At 71.6% G+C, this 15,713-nt stretch carries 13 protein-coding genes; 5 read left to right on the top strand and 8 right to left on the bottom strand.

All coding sequences use genetic code 11. The features are described 5' to 3' along the window. Positions 1-179: 179 nt before the first annotated feature. From J2X36_RS21780 to J2X36_RS21765, 4 genes are read right to left on the bottom strand one after another with little or no spacing between them, the layout of a single operon-like run. Positions 180-4,229 (bottom strand): glycosyltransferase, encoded by a 4,050-nt coding sequence (locus J2X36_RS21780; protein WP_310353701.1) that lies wholly within the window; start codon positions 4,227-4,229, stop codon positions 180-182. Beyond that, a complete protein-coding gene (locus tag J2X36_RS21775; protein ID WP_310353699.1) occupies positions 4,226-4,885 on the bottom strand; it encodes an acetyltransferase in 660 nt (219 codons plus the stop codon). Before J2X36_RS21775 ends, J2X36_RS21780 begins: the two co-directional genes overlap by 4 nt. Then, positions 4,882-5,973: a DegT/DnrJ/EryC1/StrS family aminotransferase gene (locus tag J2X36_RS21770; protein WP_310353698.1), complete on the bottom strand. Its 1,092-nt coding sequence runs from the start codon at positions 5,971-5,973 to the stop codon at positions 4,882-4,884. Before J2X36_RS21770 ends, J2X36_RS21775 begins: the two co-directional genes overlap by 4 nt. Continuing rightward, the gene (locus J2X36_RS21765; RefSeq protein WP_310353696.1) at positions 5,970-6,383 is read right to left on the bottom strand and encodes an FdtA/QdtA family cupin domain-containing protein; all 414 of its coding nucleotides are present in this window, start codon (positions 6,381-6,383) and stop codon (positions 5,970-5,972) included. The genes J2X36_RS21770 and J2X36_RS21765 overlap by 4 nt, the downstream gene beginning before the upstream one ends. A 293-nt stretch (positions 6,384-6,676) precedes the next feature. Here J2X36_RS21765 and J2X36_RS21760 point away from each other — a divergent pair, with 293 nt between their 5' ends. Together J2X36_RS21760 and J2X36_RS21755 are read left to right on the top strand one after the other, a co-directional pair. Continuing rightward, positions 6,677-6,886: a hypothetical protein gene (locus tag J2X36_RS21760; RefSeq protein ID WP_132254324.1), complete on the top strand. Its 210-nt coding sequence runs from the start codon at positions 6,677-6,679 to the stop codon at positions 6,884-6,886. A 252-nt stretch (positions 6,887-7,138) separates the two neighbouring features. Then, on the top strand, positions 7,139-7,405 hold the full coding sequence (locus J2X36_RS21755; RefSeq protein ID WP_310353693.1) for a hypothetical protein: 267 nt from the start codon (positions 7,139-7,141) through the stop codon (positions 7,403-7,405). A 66-nt stretch (positions 7,406-7,471) separates the two neighbouring features. Here the strand turns inward: J2X36_RS21755 and J2X36_RS21750 are convergent, their stop codons facing one another. From J2X36_RS21750 to J2X36_RS21740, 3 genes are all read right to left on the bottom strand, one after another. Then, positions 7,472-7,918, bottom strand: coding sequence for an MEKHLA domain-containing protein (locus J2X36_RS21750; RefSeq protein WP_310353691.1), 447 nt, complete (start codon positions 7,916-7,918; stop codon positions 7,472-7,474). Beyond that, the gene (locus J2X36_RS21745) at positions 7,915-8,892 is read right to left on the bottom strand and encodes a phosphoribosylaminoimidazolesuccinocarboxamide synthase (RefSeq protein WP_310353689.1); all 978 of its coding nucleotides are present in this window, start codon (positions 8,890-8,892) and stop codon (positions 7,915-7,917) included. The genes J2X36_RS21750 and J2X36_RS21745 overlap by 4 nt, the downstream gene beginning before the upstream one ends. A 65-nt stretch (positions 8,893-8,957) precedes the next feature. After that, positions 8,958-9,752 carry a DUF2189 domain-containing protein gene (locus J2X36_RS21740; RefSeq protein WP_132254328.1) on the bottom strand — a complete coding sequence of 265 codons (795 nt, stop codon included), beginning with the start codon at positions 9,750-9,752 and terminating at the stop codon, positions 8,958-8,960. Positions 9,753-10,061: 309 nt separating this feature from the next. On the opposite strand from J2X36_RS21740, the gene J2X36_RS21735 reads away from it, so the two are divergent. Further along, positions 10,062-10,382 carry a GYD domain-containing protein gene (locus J2X36_RS21735; RefSeq protein WP_132254329.1) on the top strand — a complete coding sequence of 107 codons (321 nt, stop codon included), beginning with the start codon at positions 10,062-10,064 and terminating at the stop codon, positions 10,380-10,382. Positions 10,383-10,406: 24 nt separating this feature from the next. On the opposite strand, the gene J2X36_RS21730 is transcribed toward J2X36_RS21735, so the two are convergent. Further along, positions 10,407-11,120: a hypothetical protein gene (locus J2X36_RS21730; protein ID WP_310353685.1), complete on the bottom strand. Its 714-nt coding sequence runs from the start codon at positions 11,118-11,120 to the stop codon at positions 10,407-10,409. Between the two features lie 513 nt (positions 11,121-11,633). On the opposite strand from J2X36_RS21730, the gene mprF reads away from it, so the two are divergent. Together mprF and J2X36_RS21720 are read left to right on the top strand one after the other, a co-directional pair. Then, positions 11,634-14,279 carry a bifunctional lysylphosphatidylglycerol flippase/synthetase MprF gene (gene mprF, locus J2X36_RS21725; protein WP_310353683.1) on the top strand — a complete coding sequence of 882 codons (2,646 nt, stop codon included), beginning with the start codon at positions 11,634-11,636 and terminating at the stop codon, positions 14,277-14,279. Beyond that, the gene (locus tag J2X36_RS21720; protein WP_310353681.1) at positions 14,276-15,655 is read left to right on the top strand and encodes an AcvB/VirJ family lysyl-phosphatidylglycerol hydrolase; all 1,380 of its coding nucleotides are present in this window, start codon (positions 14,276-14,278) and stop codon (positions 15,653-15,655) included. The genes mprF and J2X36_RS21720 overlap by 4 nt, the downstream gene beginning before the upstream one ends. Positions 15,656-15,713 lie beyond the last annotated feature (58 nt).

Raw genomic sequence — 15,713 nt, 5'->3', positions numbered from 1 at the left:
CAATAGACAAGGGTACTTATTATATATTGGCAACGAGTTCCGGATCGTTCGGCATAGACACCCGGGATGAAGTGGCAAATGCCGAGAGGCACGCCCCGCGTGCCGCCGAACGCAGGTGACCGTCCCGTGGCGGGGCGGGCCGCTTCGGCGAAGGGAATGAGCCGACGATCCGGCCAGCCTCAGGGGCGGGACGGGCGCAGATCGCGCCACAGCCGCTTCGTGCGCTCGACGGGCGCACGGAGGTAGCGCGGAAGCCGCATCGCGCGTTCCGGCGCGGGATCGGCGACGGTCCCGGCGTTCGGGTTCGAGCGGGCGTCGCCGTCCATCGCCGCGCGATTGTGCTCGGCCAGCGCCGCGAGCGGGCGTGTCGCGAGGCGGGGCTGGCCCCCGTCTATCAGGAGGTTGGGGCTCTGATAGCCGAGTTCCGCGAGGCGAAGCATCCGGTTCGCGCGCGCCTGCTCGGCTTCCCGCGCGAACCGCCGGGCGTCCTGGGGCGAGGCGTCGACAGGACGCGTCGCGCCCTCGTGGTGATGCAGCTCGGCATGCGGCGTCCACAGGACCCTCAGGCCCGCCTCGCGGGCACGCAGGCAGAAATCGACATCGTTCCACGTCACCCGAAGGGTCTCGTCGAAGCCGCCGAGGGCGTCGAAGACCTCGCGCCGGAACGCCATGCAGGCGCCTGTCACGGCCGAGACGTTGCGGACGATCCGCAATTGATCGCTGTAGCCCGCCGCGGTGCGGGGGGCGTGACGCCAGACATGGCGCGCCTCCCCGTCCGCGCCGATCTCGATCCCGGCATGCTGGACCCGGTCGTCCGGATAGGAGAGCTTCGCGCCCACCACGCCGATTTCGGGCCGCAGCGCCAGGGCCACCAGTTCCTCGAGCCAGCCGCCCTCGAGCACGACGGTGTCGTTGTTGAGGAGGACGAGGATCGCGCCGTCCGAGCGCGCGACGCCGAGATTGTTGAGCCGTGCCCAGTTGAAGATGCCGCCGCAGGGCAGGACGCGAAAGCGCGGGTCGGCAGCCCGGTCGGCGAGGTAGGCCAGGGTCTCTCGACAGGAGCTCCCGTTGTCGATGACGAGGATCTCGAAACGCGGGTAGCGCGTTCCGGACAGGACGCTCTCGACACAGGCGCCGAGCAGGTCGAGCCGGTCCCGCGTCGGAACGACGATCGTGACCTTGGGCGGGTCTGGGCAGACATAGCGCGGGCGCAGGATTCCCGCCCCACGCTCGACCGTGGCCGGCCGGCGGTCGCCCTCAGTGAGGAAGCGCTCCAAGACCTCCGCCATCGCCGCCGTATCCGGTACGGCAGGGGCCCCCTCGCGGCGATGCACGAGGATGCGGTGGGCAGGGCGGATCCGTTCAGGTGCGAGGTGCCGGCCTGCGCGCAGCAGCAATCCCCACTGGATCAGCAATGGATCGGCCGTTCCGGCGCCCGCCGCCGCCCAGCCACCGAACGGCGCGACGAGCTCGGAGCGGAACAGGACGAGGCTCGAGGGCGGCCGCGCGAGGCAGGCATCCGGATCCCAGCGCCCGTTGAAGGCGGGGTCGCTGCGCCGGCCGCCGGGCGAGCGCACATCCTCGTCGGCGAGGAGCACGTCGGCCCCGTCGAGCAGGGGCAGGAGGCCGGGGATCGCCGCGACGGCGATCCCGTCGCCCGGTCGGACGAGCCCGGTGAAGAGGCCGCGGCAGAGGCCCTGCGCCCGGTGGAGGGCGTCGGCCGCATCCTCGCCCGCCGGCCCGCAGGCGATCCGGGCCTGCCCGCTGCAGATCGCGCGGCCGGCGGCGGCGCAATCCGCACCGACCGGCGCGAGGACGATCTCCGCGGCGGCATCCAACGCCCCGGCCATCCGGCGCAGGAACGCCGCCGATGCCGCATCGGGCACATGGTCGATCAGGACGACGATGGACAGGGCGGGACCGGCGCGTTCGGCAACGCCCTCCGGCGGCAGGGCGTCCCGGAGCCGCTCGGCTTCCTCGGCCCACCACGCGTAGAGATGGGGAACGTCCGGCGGAAGCCCGTCCGGATAGAGGATGGGCAGCACCGCGTGGCGGGCCCGGACTTCAGGCGAGCGCAGCAGCGCCAGGGCGAGGTCGGCCGCCGCAAGGGCGCGCTCCGCCGCCTCCGGCGCACGCCCGGCCGCCTGGCGGCAGAGTACGGCCGCCGGGTCGCTCGACGCGCACAGCCCCCCGAACTCCGCCGAACCGACGAAGTCCCGCACGACCGACGACAGGGCGCCGCCCGCCCGCAGGAAATCGAGGTGGTGCCGCAAACCGCCGTCGTCGGGGTCGCGGCCGAGGGCGAGCCGGTAGAGCAGGACGAGGTCGCTGAGGCGGGCGCATTCCGTCGCATCGTGCGGGTAGGTGAAACCGAAACCCGGCTTCCGGCTGAGATCGGCGATGATCCGGTCGCGGGCGGTCACCGCCTGCAGGCCGAAGGCGTCGATCGTGCCGGCCTCGGTACGGAGCCGGTGGAAATCCTCGGTCCGCTCGGCCGCCTCGTAGAAGATCTCCAGCGCGAAATGGTTGTACTCGACCCGGGGAATGCGCCGCGCGAGCTCGGCAACGCAGAGCGCGACCGGCCTGTCGTGCGGAAAGTCCTCGCCCCAGCCGTCCTCGCCCGGGCCGAACACCTCCTCGAAGGTCGCGCGGTCGAGAGTCGCGAAGTGGCGCAGGAGCTTCGTCTTCTCGAAGGCCGAGCGCAGCTGCGTGTCGGCGCGCGGCGCGCTCATGTTGGCATCCCCGGCCCGGATGCGGAACGCCGTCAACTCCTCGTCGAGCAGGTGGATTGTCTGTCCGGACACCAGCATCCGGATCCACATGTCGAGATCCTGGTAGTTGGTGAGCCGCGGGTCGTAGCGGCCCGCCGCCGTGTAGGCCTCGCGCCGGATCATCGCGGTCGGCGCGCACAGGCAATTGCCGTGGAAGAAGAACTGCCGGAGCCAGGAGCGGCGCGAGAAGTCGGGCAGCCGCAGCGGCGCGCGGAAATCGTTGAAGGGCACGGTCGGCGTGCCACCCTCGTCGACCGCGCGCGGCATCCCGAACACGGCCGAGACGTCCGGGTTCGCATCGAGGAAGGCGGCCTGCCGCGCGAGCCGGCCGGGGAGGGCCCAATCGTCCGAGTTCAGGATCGCGAGGTAGCGGCCACGGGCGCGGGCGATGGTCGCGTTCATCGCGCCCGAGATGCCGCGGTTCTCCGGGCTGACCTCGAGGCGGATGCGCGGATCGTCGAAGCCGCGCACGATCGCGGCCGTGGCGTCGGTGGAGGCATCGTCCGTGACGACGATCTCGAAATCCTGGAAGGATTGGTCGAGGAGGCTCCGGATGGTCTGCGCCACGTAGGGCGCGTGGTTGTAGCTCTTGACGAGGACCGACACGGCGGGCGCCGGCTCCGCGCCGATGCGGATCGGGTCGGCCCGCGGCAGCCCTTGCGTCTCCCACCAGAGCGGCCGGATCGCGGCCGCTTCCGGGTCGAAGCCCTCTGCGGAGAGGTCGCGCGCCTCGCGCTCCATCTCGTCCCAGAAGGCGCGCAGCCTCGCCTCGCCCCAGAGATAGTGCTGGCCGTAGCCCTGCGCGCGATCGACCCTGCCGAGGCGCTCGGCCTGCGCCGCCTCGCGGGCGGCGTTCCGCGCGAAGCCGAGATGCTTGTAGTGCCAGAGCATCAGGGCATCGCGGGCGGGCAGGCGCAGGTCGCCGACGGGCTCGGCGGCGTGGCGGCCGGCGGTGAACCCGCTCTCGCGGACGGCGTCCGGCCGGAACACGCTGAGCTTGTTGAAGGCGATCCGCGGGCGGCCGCGCGTCACGCGCTCGACGAGGAGGCCGGAATCGTCCGGCATCTCCTTGTGGTTCATGTCGAAGCCGAGCGCCGGGATCAGCGTCACGCCGTGATCGGCCTGCTCGGCGAGGTATTCCGCCATCGGGCGCCCGGGGACGTGCAGATGCTCGTCGATCGCCGTGACGATCACCCAATCCGCCCGGCCGCGGCTCTCCTTCCAGGCTTCGTCCTGCATGGCCTTGTGGGAGAGGACGAAGGACTCCGCCGCGACACGGGCGAAGTCCCGAAGCTCGACCCGCGGGTGGGCGCGCAGGATCTCGCGGGACCCGTCCGTCGAGCCGTCGTCGTAGACGACGTAGCGGTCGACGAAAGCGTCGTAGTGGCGGAAGAAGAAGCCGAGCATGTCGGCCTCGTCCCAGCACACCGTGTAGAGCTCGACGACCGGCTTTCTCATGTGACGGGAAGCCCGTGGTAACCGCCGATGTCGCGCCGCACGATCCGGGCGGGGTTGCCGAGGACGAGGCAGCCCTCCGGCACGTCCCGCGTCACCACGGCGCCGGCGCCGACGACCGCGTTCGCGCCGACGCTGCGCTCGGGCAGGATGGTGGCGCCCGCGCCCACGACGCTGCCGCGGCCCAGGGCGACGTGGCCGGCCAGGACCACGCCCGGCCCGAGCGAGACGAAATCGGAGAGCTGCGCGTGGTGACCCACGCTCGCCCCGCGATTGACGAAGACGTGGGCGCCGAAGCGGCTCGCGGCGCCGAGGCTGCAGCCCGCATTCACGTAGCAGCCCGGCCCGAGGTCGAGCCGCCGGGGCGCCGCGACGCTCGGGTCGATCAGGCTGAAGGGGCGGAGGAACCCGGCCTCGGCCGCCTCGCGCGCGGCCCGCTGGCGGTGCGCCGGCGTGAAGAGCGGGATGAGATGCGGCAGAGCGACGAGATCGGGCCCGACCCCTTCGGGCTCCAGGATGATCGCCTCATCCGACAGATGGCTCTCGACGGGGCGGTTGCGGATGCCGGCGGCGAGGACGAGCCCCGCCCGGTGCAGGCTCTCCTCCACGTCGGCCGCCACGGGTGAGCCGATGCCGTACAGGACCACGCGCGTCGTCATGGGCGGAAGTCCCGCAGCGCCTCCGCGACCCGCATCGGCGCCTCGGCCGCGACCTCGGGCTGAATCGGCAGGCTGAGGAGGGTGGCAGCGAGGGTGTCGGTGACCGGCAGCGGGAAGGCAGCGGCTTCCCGGAAGGCGGGATGCCGGTGCAGGCCGGGGGTGTAATGCACCGCGGTGCCGATGCCGGCCTCGGCGAGGCGGCGCATCAGCCGGTCGCGCTCGGGATGGGTCACGGCGAACTGGTGGTAGACGCTGCCCGGCGTGTCGGGCGGCAGGGCGAGGCCTGTTCGGCTCAGGCACTCGCGGTAGCGCGCGGCGATGGCGCGGCGCTCGGCGTTGCCGGCCCCGAGATGCGGCAGGAGCGCGAGGAGGATCGCCGCCTGGATCTCGTCGAGGCGCGAGTTGAAGCCGGGTCCGGCGCTCACGCGCTCGGAGCCTGAGAAGCCGTAATGGCGCAGGGCGCGCAGCCGGTCGGCGAGGGCGGCATCGCGGGTCAGGATCGCGCCTCCGTCGCCGATGCAGCCGAGATTCTTCGTCGGGTAGAAGGAATAGGCGGCAGCCTGCCCGAAGCTGCCGAGCGGCCGCCCATCGAGGTGGGCGCCGTGGCTCTGCGCGCAATCCTCGATCACGGCGAGCCCGTGGCGCTCGGCGATGTCCATCAGCGCCGGCATGTCGGCCGGGTGGCCGAACAGGTGCACGGGCAGGATCGCGGCGGTGCGCGGACCGACCGCTTCGGCGACGCGGGCGGGATCGATGCAGCGGGTCACAGGGTCGACGTCGACGAGCCGGGCCTGCGCGCCGGATTGAAGGATCGCCTGCGCGGTCCCCGCGAAGGTGAGGGCGGGCGCGATCACCTCGTCGCCGGGGCCGATCCCGAGGGCGCGGAGCGCGAGCGCCAGCGCATCGGTGCCGGAGGCGACGCCGACACCGTGGTCGAGGCCGGCACCGGCCGCGAAGGCCGCCTCGAATGAGGCCACCGCCTGTCCCAGGATGTAGCTGTCGCCGCCGAGGACGGACGCGATCGCGCGGTCGATGTCCGCGCGGAACCGGGCGACGCGCAGCGGCGGGGCCGCCTGCGGGATCGTCATGCGTGGCAATCCGCCCGGAACAGGTCCGGCCGCGCCCGATCGTAATGGCGCGTGTCCTCGTAGAGTTCGGAGGCGCAGACGAGGAGGATGGTCCCGGCCTCGAATTCGCGCAGGTGGATGAGGATGCCCGCCCGGATCCACAGACCCCGGTCGTATCCCTCGAGGCGGATGCCGGCCCGTTCCCCGCCGTTATCGACCTCGACGAGCACCGAGCCCTTCAGGACGACGATGAATTCGTCGCAGGAATTGGCATGCCCGCCGCGAACGGTCCCGGGCCGGTCGACCGACATGAAGAAGACGCGCCGGGGCGGGAAGGGCAGATTCTCGTGCTGATCCAGCGCGACGAGTTCGCCTCGCGCGTCGGAATGCACGACTTGGTTGATAATCTCGACCCCCTTCACAACTTGCACGATTGATAAATCCATCTCTCGCGGAATGAACCCATAGTACAGTCCTGAGCGATGGACGACAAATGCGAGAATAGCCTTTTCTAGATCAGGACATTTCGGCAATCTGGATTGCCTGTTTGACCGACGTCGCACCGGCAGCGAGGCAGGGGCAGAGTGCGCGGGGGGGGCCGGCTCGTCAGGGCACGCGGCGGCATCCAAAAAGGACGGATTTTCGAAATAAGACTTGACCGTTGCGAAAACGCATCATGCAATAGGCTAGCGATTCGCTGGGAACGCGATATCGGGAGGCAAGCATGACGCTCGCTGAGATCGCCCGGATCATCGAAGCCAACGGCGCCGAGTTTGCGGATCGGGTCTTCGCCTCGCTCGGCAAGGCCCACCCCGCCGAACTGTTCGAGGCGAGCCCGGCCGCCCAGGACGCCCTGGAGATGCTGCGCCGCCGCCGGGACCTGATGATCGCCCTCGACATGTGGCCGAACCCGTCGTCCAGCGTACGTCACTGAGCCGGACAGCGCGGGAAGGGACGGACCGGCACCCTGTTCCCGGCAGACCGGGTCGAGACGGGCCGGCCGTGGTCGGCCGCATCAGGCGGCGTGCGCGACCGCGGAACGCCTCGGCACCGAAGGGGCTCGCCCCACAGGAACGAACGCTCGCCCTCGGCCACTTCGCGTGAACCGGCTCTTCCGCAACGGGCCGACAATCGACGGCCGTGCCCATTGCCATCGAGGGTCTCGGCACGACATGAATCCGCGAGGATGTCCGGCCGTTTCCCAGCCTCCATGCGCCAGAGCGAATTCGACCCTTACGGAGAGCCGATCGCGCAGGATCTGCGCGAAGGCCGCCCGACCGCACGCCCTGGATCCCTTTCGCGCGGTGTCCTGCGCGTCGGCGTCGGCCTGTTCTGGATCCTGGTGATCGGGATCGTAGCCGCGCGGGTGGCGTTCTTCGATCCGGACGTCGCGGCGAAGTTCGGCTCCCTCAGTGCCATAACGACCTTCGTCCGATCCCTCGTCGGCGCCTGAACCGCGGCTGCGCGGCGCTACGGAGGAGGCGGGGATTCCCGTCCGCACCCAGAGCGTTGCGGGGTCTCAGGCGTCATGCCAGCGGGCGAACCACGCGGCCTGCCCCCGCACGGTGCCGTCCACATCGATCAATTGCCACACCGTGCCGTCCTCGATCCAGAACCGGCGTCCCGAGGCGGCGACGCGCAGGCCCCGATAGCCCGTCGCGAATCCCTCGCGCGCGACGCGCTCCAGAAGCGCTCGGCGCGAGGCGCGGTGGGGCGCCTCCGCGGAGAGACGGGAGGGAAGGGCGGTGAAGGCGGCCCAGCCGTACCCGAAGCAGGATTGGGCGGTCCGGTTCGCGTAGACGAAGCGCGGATCCGCCGATCCGTCGTGGGCGAGGACGGCGAAGGGCGCCTCCTCGTAGAGCCAGACCGCATCGCGGCCCTCCGGCACGAGCGGCCGCCCCAGGAGCCGGGCGTGACTGCCGGAGAGGAGCGCGAAGAAGCCGGGATCGCGTGCGAGGCCGGTCACGCCGCGAGATAGGCCGCGAGATTCCGCCGGATGCGATCGAGCGGCGCCTCGTCCCCGTCGGGCAGGGGGAAGGATTGCCCGGTGATCGTCTCGAAGGCGCGGATGTAGACGGCAGCCGTCTCCACGACGACCTCCTGCGGGATCTCGGGGATGTCGTCCCGGTAGGGGTCGCAGCGGGCGGCCACCCAGTTGCGCACGAAATCCTTGTCGAAGCTCTCAGGGGACGCACCCGCGGCGAAGCGCTCGGCGTAGCTTCCGGCAAACCAGTAGCGGCTGCTGTCCGGCGTATGCACCTCGTCGGCGAGGACGATCCGGCCCTCGGCGTCGGTACCGAACTCGTACTTGGTGTCGGCGAGGATGAGGCCGCGCGCGGCCGCCATCTCCTGCCCGCGGACGAAGAGGGCGAGCGCCGCCTCCGACACCGTTCGCCACTGCTCGGGCGTCAGCAGGCCCTTCGAGAGGATCTCCGCCTCGGTCAGCGGCTCGTCGTGCCCGCCGGCATCGGCCTTCGTGGTGGGCGTGATGATGGGATGGGGCAGGCGCTCGTTCGGGCGCATCCCGTCCGGGAGCCGGCGGCCGTAGAGGGTGCGGGCACCGGCCTTGTACTGCGTCAGGATCGAGGTCGCCGTGGTGCCGGCGAGATAGCCGCGCACCACGATCTCGACGGGCAGGATGCTGAGGCGGCGCCCCACCACGACGTTCGGGTCCGGATAGGCGAGGACGTGGTTCGGGCAGATGTCGGCGGTCGCCTCGAACCAGTAGCGGGCCGTCTGGGTCAGCACCTGCCCCTTGAAGGGAATCGCGGTGAGGATCCGGTCGAACGCGCTCAGCCGGTCGCTGCTGATCAGGATGCGGCGGCCGTCGGTCAGATCGTAATTGTCGCGCACCTTGCCGCGGTAGTGGTTCGGCAGGTCGGGCAGGCTCGCCTCGCGCAGCACCCGATGGGCATAGGGAACCAGATCAGCCGCCGTCATCGCGCCGCCTTCCATGACCGAGAGCGGTGGCTTATGCGCGATCACGCCGCGGAGCGCGAGCCCTCTCAGGGCGGCGTCACCGCGCGGCGATAGAGATGCCAGGTCGCGTGGCCGAGCACCGGCAGAACCACGGCCAATCCGATAAAGAGCGGCAGCATCCCGAGAACGAGCAACCCCGCGACGATGAAGCCCCAGGCCAGCATCGGCCCCGGATTCTCCCGGACCACCGTCATCGAGGTCTCGATCGCCGCGAGCGCGTCCACGTCGCGGTCGACGAGAAGCGGGATCGAGATGACGCTCACCGCGAGAGCGACGAGGGAGAACGCGAAGCCGACGAGGTTGCCGAGCATGATGAGGATCCAACCCCGGCCGGTCGTCACCACCTCCTCCGCGAAGGCGAGGACGGAGGCGTGGCTCGTGCCGTCGTAGAGCGCCCAGTACAGGCCCATGGCGGAGACGAGCCAGGCGAGGAAGATCGTCATCAGGAGGAAGCCGACCGCGAAGATCGAGCCGGCCGAGCGCGCCCGGAGGGGCTCGTAGGCGCTCGACCACGTCGCCTCGAGGCCCTGCTCCCGCCGTCGGCTCATCTCGTAGAGGCCGATCGCCGCGAAGGGGCCGACCAGCGCGAAGCCCGAGGCGAGGGGAAAGAGCAGGGGAATGAGGCTCTCCTCGAAGGTCAGGGTCGCGATCACGATGCCGGCGATCGGGTAGATGGCGATCGCGAACAGGACGTGGGTGGGCATGGCGAGGAAGTCCTCGACGCCCTTGGACAGCGCGATCCGGAGATCGCCGAGGCCGAGGGCGCGCACCCGCGGGTGCGCCGCCGACGTGTGCTGGAAGACGGCGTGAAGCGTCGTCATGGCAGGACCCTCCGCGGGACGGCATGCACATGGCAGATGCCCGGTCGGCACCTGCCGCTGACGGTCTGGGGCACGAACGGGTCATGTTATATCCGATCGTTGAAGATCCGTCCCAGGTCAAAGCGAAGCAACCGCACCGACAAAGTCAGCAAACACACCGACAACACGGCACATTTTCGTACGAACATGCAGCTGTCGTCTTGCTGCGAGACGGGCCATACCCGCAGGGCATGGATCGGCGGCCTGTGCGTCGGCCTCCCGGCGTGAGAGAATCGGGCTTGGCGCGTCTCTCACCGACGGAGGCTTGTCGTGACCACCTACATCATGCTCGGACGCTGGACGGATCAGGGCGCGCGCTCGGCCGTCGATGCGCCGCGCCGCCTCGACGCGGCCAAGGCGCTGCTCGCCGGGATGGGCGGCGAGTTCCGGCACTTCTTCCTGACCATGGGCGCCTATGACGTGGTCGGGATCTACGAGGCGCCGGACGATGCGGTCGCGGCCCGGTTCAGCCTTCAGCTCGGGATGCTCGGAAATGTCCGCGCCGAGACCATGAAGGCATTCCCGGAAGCCGCCTTCCGTGCGATCGTCGGCTCCCTCAGCTACGAGGAGCCGCCGCGCTGGCGGACCTGACGCGCGGCCCTCGGGTCCGCTTGGTCAGGCCGCGCGCTGGGGCTTGCGCAGCGGCTCGAACACGATTGCGTAGTGCTGCGGGCACCAGCGCTTGCCGGTGACGACGCGGCAGCCGCAGACGCGCTTCGTCTCGATGGAGCCGCCCTCGTGGTCCGACCACAGGGGGAAGACGCAATCGAGGAGGCCGGCCTTCATGAAGGGCACGCCCTCGCCCCCGTCGGCCGCCACGAGGGGCCGCCGGGCTCCCGTCGTGGGCAGGGCAGGGCCTCCCATCGGGGATTCGGGCGCCGTGCCCGGCACGGCCAGAGCCGTCGGCGCTGGCACGGACAGGGCTACGGGGGCGCTCGGGACAGGGTTCGACGGCGCGGCGGGTACCGCCCGTGCCGCGGCGGTCGTGGGAGCCGGCGCGGAAGCGGCCCTGCGGATCACCTCGCTCCGCGCCGCCTTCGGGGCCGGCGGCTCGGTACGCGGCAGGATCCGAGGCGTCGGGGCGGCGGCCTCGGCCGTCCGCGGGTTCGGGTTCGTCCGCGCCGGGGCGGGTGCCGCCGGGCGGGGCGCGGCGGCTGAGGCCGGCTTCTTCGGCTTCGCTCCGAGGGTCTGCGCGGCCTGCGCGACACGGCGAACCACATCCTCGGGGGTGGTGCCGAACTCGGCCGCGATCTCCGACGCGTCGCGGCCCTCGATCCACTGAACGACCGCCTTCCGGGTCGCCTCTTCCGTCCACAGCGCGTCGTTCATCCGGTCGGGAGCCTTGTGCCTCGGTGATTCGGGACGGGCCGTATAGGCGAAACCGCGGGGCGAAGTCTCGCTCGATCGGCCTCGCGGCCATGCATTCCGCTCAAGCCGGCCGTGAGCCGCCGCCGCCCCGGTTTCGCCGCGAAGGCCGGGGCGATTCGCCCTTATCTCCCGCGGCACGTGTGAGCCCGCGCCCCGGTCCGGCAGGGCGGCAACCGCAGCGAGAAGATATCGATCGACCACTCCGGCCGTGCGCCCGATTTTCGCCAAACGAGGATCGGACATGCCAAGGCCGATTTTGCTCGCATCACAGACACGCCGTGGGTTTTATTCAGGCAGCGTTGAGCTTTCCTGTTTAAACAGTACGCAGATGTCCGACCTGACGGAACGAACCGGAATCCGCATCTGAGCGACCTTCACGCCACCCCCGGGCCAGCTTCGGCGGCGGGAGCGAGCAGGCGCCCGAACAGACCTCCGACGCCCCGGACCCTCACCGCATCGAGCCCGACGCCGCCCATGCCGACGAGTCCCGAGACCCTGCCCCTACGAGAGGACATCGCCGCCGAGGCGGGTTCGGGCTCGCAGCTTCGCCGGTTGCTGCCCTCGCTCGCTGGGCTCTGCATCGCGGCGATCGCGCTCGCGATGCTCCACCGCACGCTCGGCAGCGTCACGTTGACCTCCGTCTCCGACGCCTTCGGCCAGATCCCGGCGCTCGCCCTCGCCCTCGCCTGCCTCTTCACGGGGATCAGCTTCGCGGCGATCGGCGTGTACGATCTCGTCGCGGTGGAAACGGTGGCGCCCGGCCGCATTCCACGCTCCCGCGCCGCCGCAACGGGAGCGGGAGGATACGCGGTCTCGAACGCCCTCGGCTTCCCGCTCCTGACGCAGGGCGCCTTTCGCTACCGGGCCTACGGACCGCACGCGGTGCCGCTCGGCGACGTCGGGCGCATCCTCGGCGCCTCGTGGTTCGCCCTTCTCGTCTCGCTGGTGACCATGGCCGCGGTGGCCCTGGTGCTCGGCCCGGCGAACCTGCCCGGCCTGCAGGGTGCCACGGTGCCCTCCGGGCTGCCGCGCGCGGAGGCGAGCGTGGGCGTCGCGATCCTCTGCCTCGTGGCCGGGCTCGTGCTCTGGCTCGGGCGGACCGAGCGCGTCCTGCGCGTGGGCGGATTCGGCCGCGGCGGGTTCTCGATGCGCCTGCCCACCACCCGGGCCGCCCTCGTGCAGATCGGGGCCGGAATCGTCGACCTCACGGCCGCGGCCGCCACCCTGTACGTGCTCCTGCCCGCCGATGCCGTCGGCAGCTTCCCGGCCTTCGCCCTGATCTACGTCGCCGCCACCGTCGTCGGCATCGCCAGCCACGCGCCGGGGGGCCTCGGCGCCTTCGAGGCGACGCTGATCGCGAGCCTCGGCGCCGGCGGTCGCGCGGACATGCTCGGCGGCCTCCTCGCCTACCGGATCATCTACACGCTCCTGCCCTTCGCGGCCGCGATCCTCGGCCTCTCGTCCGCCGAGCTGGTGCGCCGCCGCGCCGCCTTCGCCGGACCGGCCCGGGCGGCCGGCCGCTTCCTAGAGCCGATGGTGCCGCGCGCCGCTGCCGGCATCGCGCTCGTCGGCGGCGTGATGCTGCTGGCCTCCGGCGCGACGCGGGATCTCGCCGCCCGCATCGAGATCCTGTCGCAGGTCGTGCCGCTGCCCTTCGTCGAGGCCTCGCACTTCGCGGCCTCCCTCGTCGGCCTCGCCCTTCTCGTGCTGGCGCGGGGCCTCAACCGCCGCCTCGCCCGGGCTTGGCGCTTCGCGCTGATGCTTCTCGTCCTCGGCGCCGCCTTCTCCCTCGGCAAGGGTCTCGACTGGGAGGAGGCGACCCTCCTCGGCACCTTGGCCGCGCTTCTCGCTGCCTTCCGATCCTCGTTCTACCGCTGCCCGCGCGCCGCACCGGCGAGCCTCTTCGCCCTGAGCCGCCCGGCGCTCGCGGGCGTCGCGGCCCTCCTCACGGGGGCGATCGGCCTCGGCTTCATCGCGTGGCGCCACTGCGCGGATGCCGACGCTCTCTGGTGGCAGGTCGCCTGGGACGGGGACGCACCGAGCCTGATCCGCGCGTCCTTCGCCCTGATGGCCGGCATGGCGGCGATCGGCTTCGACAGCGCGGTCAACCGCCGTGGTGCGCACGGGGCCGAGCCCGAGATTCCGCAGGCCGTGGTCGAGGCCGTCGCCCGCGCGCCCGGCGCCGCCGCGGCGTTGGCGCTCCTCGGCGACAAGGAGTTCCTCACCTCCGCCGATGGGCAGGGCTTCGTGATGTACGCCCGTGCCGGCCGCAGCCTCGTGGCCCTCGGCGAGCCCGTGGCGCCGGAAGGCACCGCGCCCGACCTCGCCTGGGCCTTCCGCGAGCTCGCCGACCGCGCGGCGGCGCGCCCCGTCTTCTATGGGGTCGGCCCCGAGAACCTGCCGCTCTTCCTCGACATGGGGCTCGCCGCCCTCAAGCTCGGCGAGGTCGCCCGCGTACCGCTTGCCAACTTCTCCCTGAAGGGCCCGGCCCGCCACGATCTGCGCTACGGCGCCCGCCGGGCGGAGAAGGAGGGGCTGAGCTTCGCGATCCTGCCCCGCGCCGAAGTCCCGGCCGCGATGGAGGAACTCGCCGCCGTCTCCGACGCGTGGCTCCTCATGAAGTCCGGCAGCGAGAAGCGCTTCTCCCTCGGCTACTTCGACCCCGCCTACCTCGCCCGGTTCGACATCGCGGTGATGCGCAAGGAGGGCCGCATCGTCGCCTTCGCCAATCTCTGGCGGGGAGCCGACCGGAACGAGATGGCGATCGACCTGATCCGCTACACGCCCGACGCCTCGCGGGTGATCATGGACGCGCTGTTCGCCAACCTCCTGCTCGCCGCGAAGGACGAGGGCTATCGCTGGTTCAACCTCGGCGCGGCGCCCCTCTCGGGCCTCGTCGACCGGCGCCTCGCCTCCCGCTGGAACCGGTTCGGCGCCTTCCTCTACCGGCGCGGGGCGGATCTCTACAGCTTCGACGGCCTGCGGGCGTTCAAGCAGAAGTTCGATCCGGTCTGGACGCCCTACTACCTCATCTGCCCCGGCGGCCTCGGCACCCCGCGCGCCCTCCTCGACGTGGCGACCCTCGTCAACGGCTCGCCCTTCGGGCTGATCCGGCGATGAGGCGGCGGAGCGGGGCACGCCTCGCCCTCGGGATCGGGGCGGCCCTGCTCCTCGCCGCCGCGGGCGCGGGCCTCCTCCTCGCCTGGCGCCCGCCCGCACCGACCCTGATCGCCTCGGCGACGCCGGTGCGGGTCTCCTCCGCGCATTTCACGGACGTGCCCGTCGCGATGCCGGGCGGGAGCCCGGTTGGCCTCGCCCTGCTCGTCTCCGGCAGCGGGGGTCCGGGAGCGGCGGACGCAGCCCTGTCCGAAGGCCTGCGCCGCCGCGGGCTGATGGTCCTGAGCCTCGACCTCGAGACATGGCGCGCCGGTCTGGAGCGCGACGCAGGGCCCTGCCTTCGCCCGATGTCCGACGTTGAGGATCTCTCGAAGAACCTCCAGCGGGCGCTCAAGGCCAAGCGCTATTTCCACCCCGTCCTCCTCGGGATCGGGGAGGGCGGTGCGCTCGTCCACGCCATCCTCGGCCAAGCGCTCTCGGCGACGGTCGCGGGGGGCGTCGCCCTCGAGCCGGCCGAGACGCTCGCCCTCCGGCGCCCGCTCTGCGACGGCCTGCCCGCCGAGCCCGCGCCCGACGGCTTCCGCTATCCCAGGCAGACCTCGCTGCAGGAGCCCTTCGTCGCGGTTCAGGGAGCGGCTCCGCCGCATTCGGAGCCGGGCGCCGCGCGCGGACCGCACCGGCCCGAGACACGCCTGCGCCCGGAGCCCGAGGCCCGCATCGTGGAGGCGGCCGAGGCCGCGGTCGCCCTCGCCGCGCGGGATGCCGGCACCGGCCAGCTCCCCATCGTGGAGCATCCCGCCGTCGGGCCGGCGAGGGCGCTCGCCATCTTCTATTCCGGCGACGGAGGCTGGCGCGATATCGACAAGACGATCGGTGACCGGTTGGCACGCGAGGGCGTGCACGTCATCGGCGTCGACGCCCTGCGCTATTTCTGGTCGGAGAAGGCCCCGCAGACGGTGGCGGCCGACACCGTATCGGCGCTCAAGGCCGCCGATCCCGACGGGCGGTTGCCCATCCTCGTCCTCGGCTACTCCTTCGGCGCCGACGTCTTTCCCTTCGCCTGGCCGTACCTGCCCGCGAGCCTCACGGATCGGATCGGCCTCGTCGCCCTCCTGGGTCCGGGCCGCAGCACCGGCTTCAGCGTGTCCGTGAAGGGCTTCCTCGGTCTCGGGGGCGCCCACGCGGTGGTGCCGCAGATCGCGGCGCTGCCCGCGGCCAGGGTGCTCTGCATCTACGGCTCGGCCGAGAAGGAGCCTGCCTGCACCGACCCGAGCCTCGCCGGCATCCGCACGATCCGCCTGGAGGGCGGCCACCATTTCGACGGCGACTATCCCGGCATCGCCCGCCGGATCCTCGAGGCTCTGCGGCCGGCGGGCTGAATCCGCGGCGGAGTTGGTGATCCGGTCCAGCGGAACTGTTCCTGCCCTGAAGGCTCGA

Origin of the sequence: Methylobacterium sp. BE186, from assembly GCF_031457035.1 — a bacterium.
GTDB classification, from domain to species: Bacteria; Pseudomonadota; Alphaproteobacteria; order Rhizobiales; family Beijerinckiaceae; genus Methylobacterium; species Methylobacterium segetis.
The sequence above is the reverse complement of the archived record's forward strand: the minus strand, read 5'-3'. Positions and strand labels throughout refer to the sequence as shown.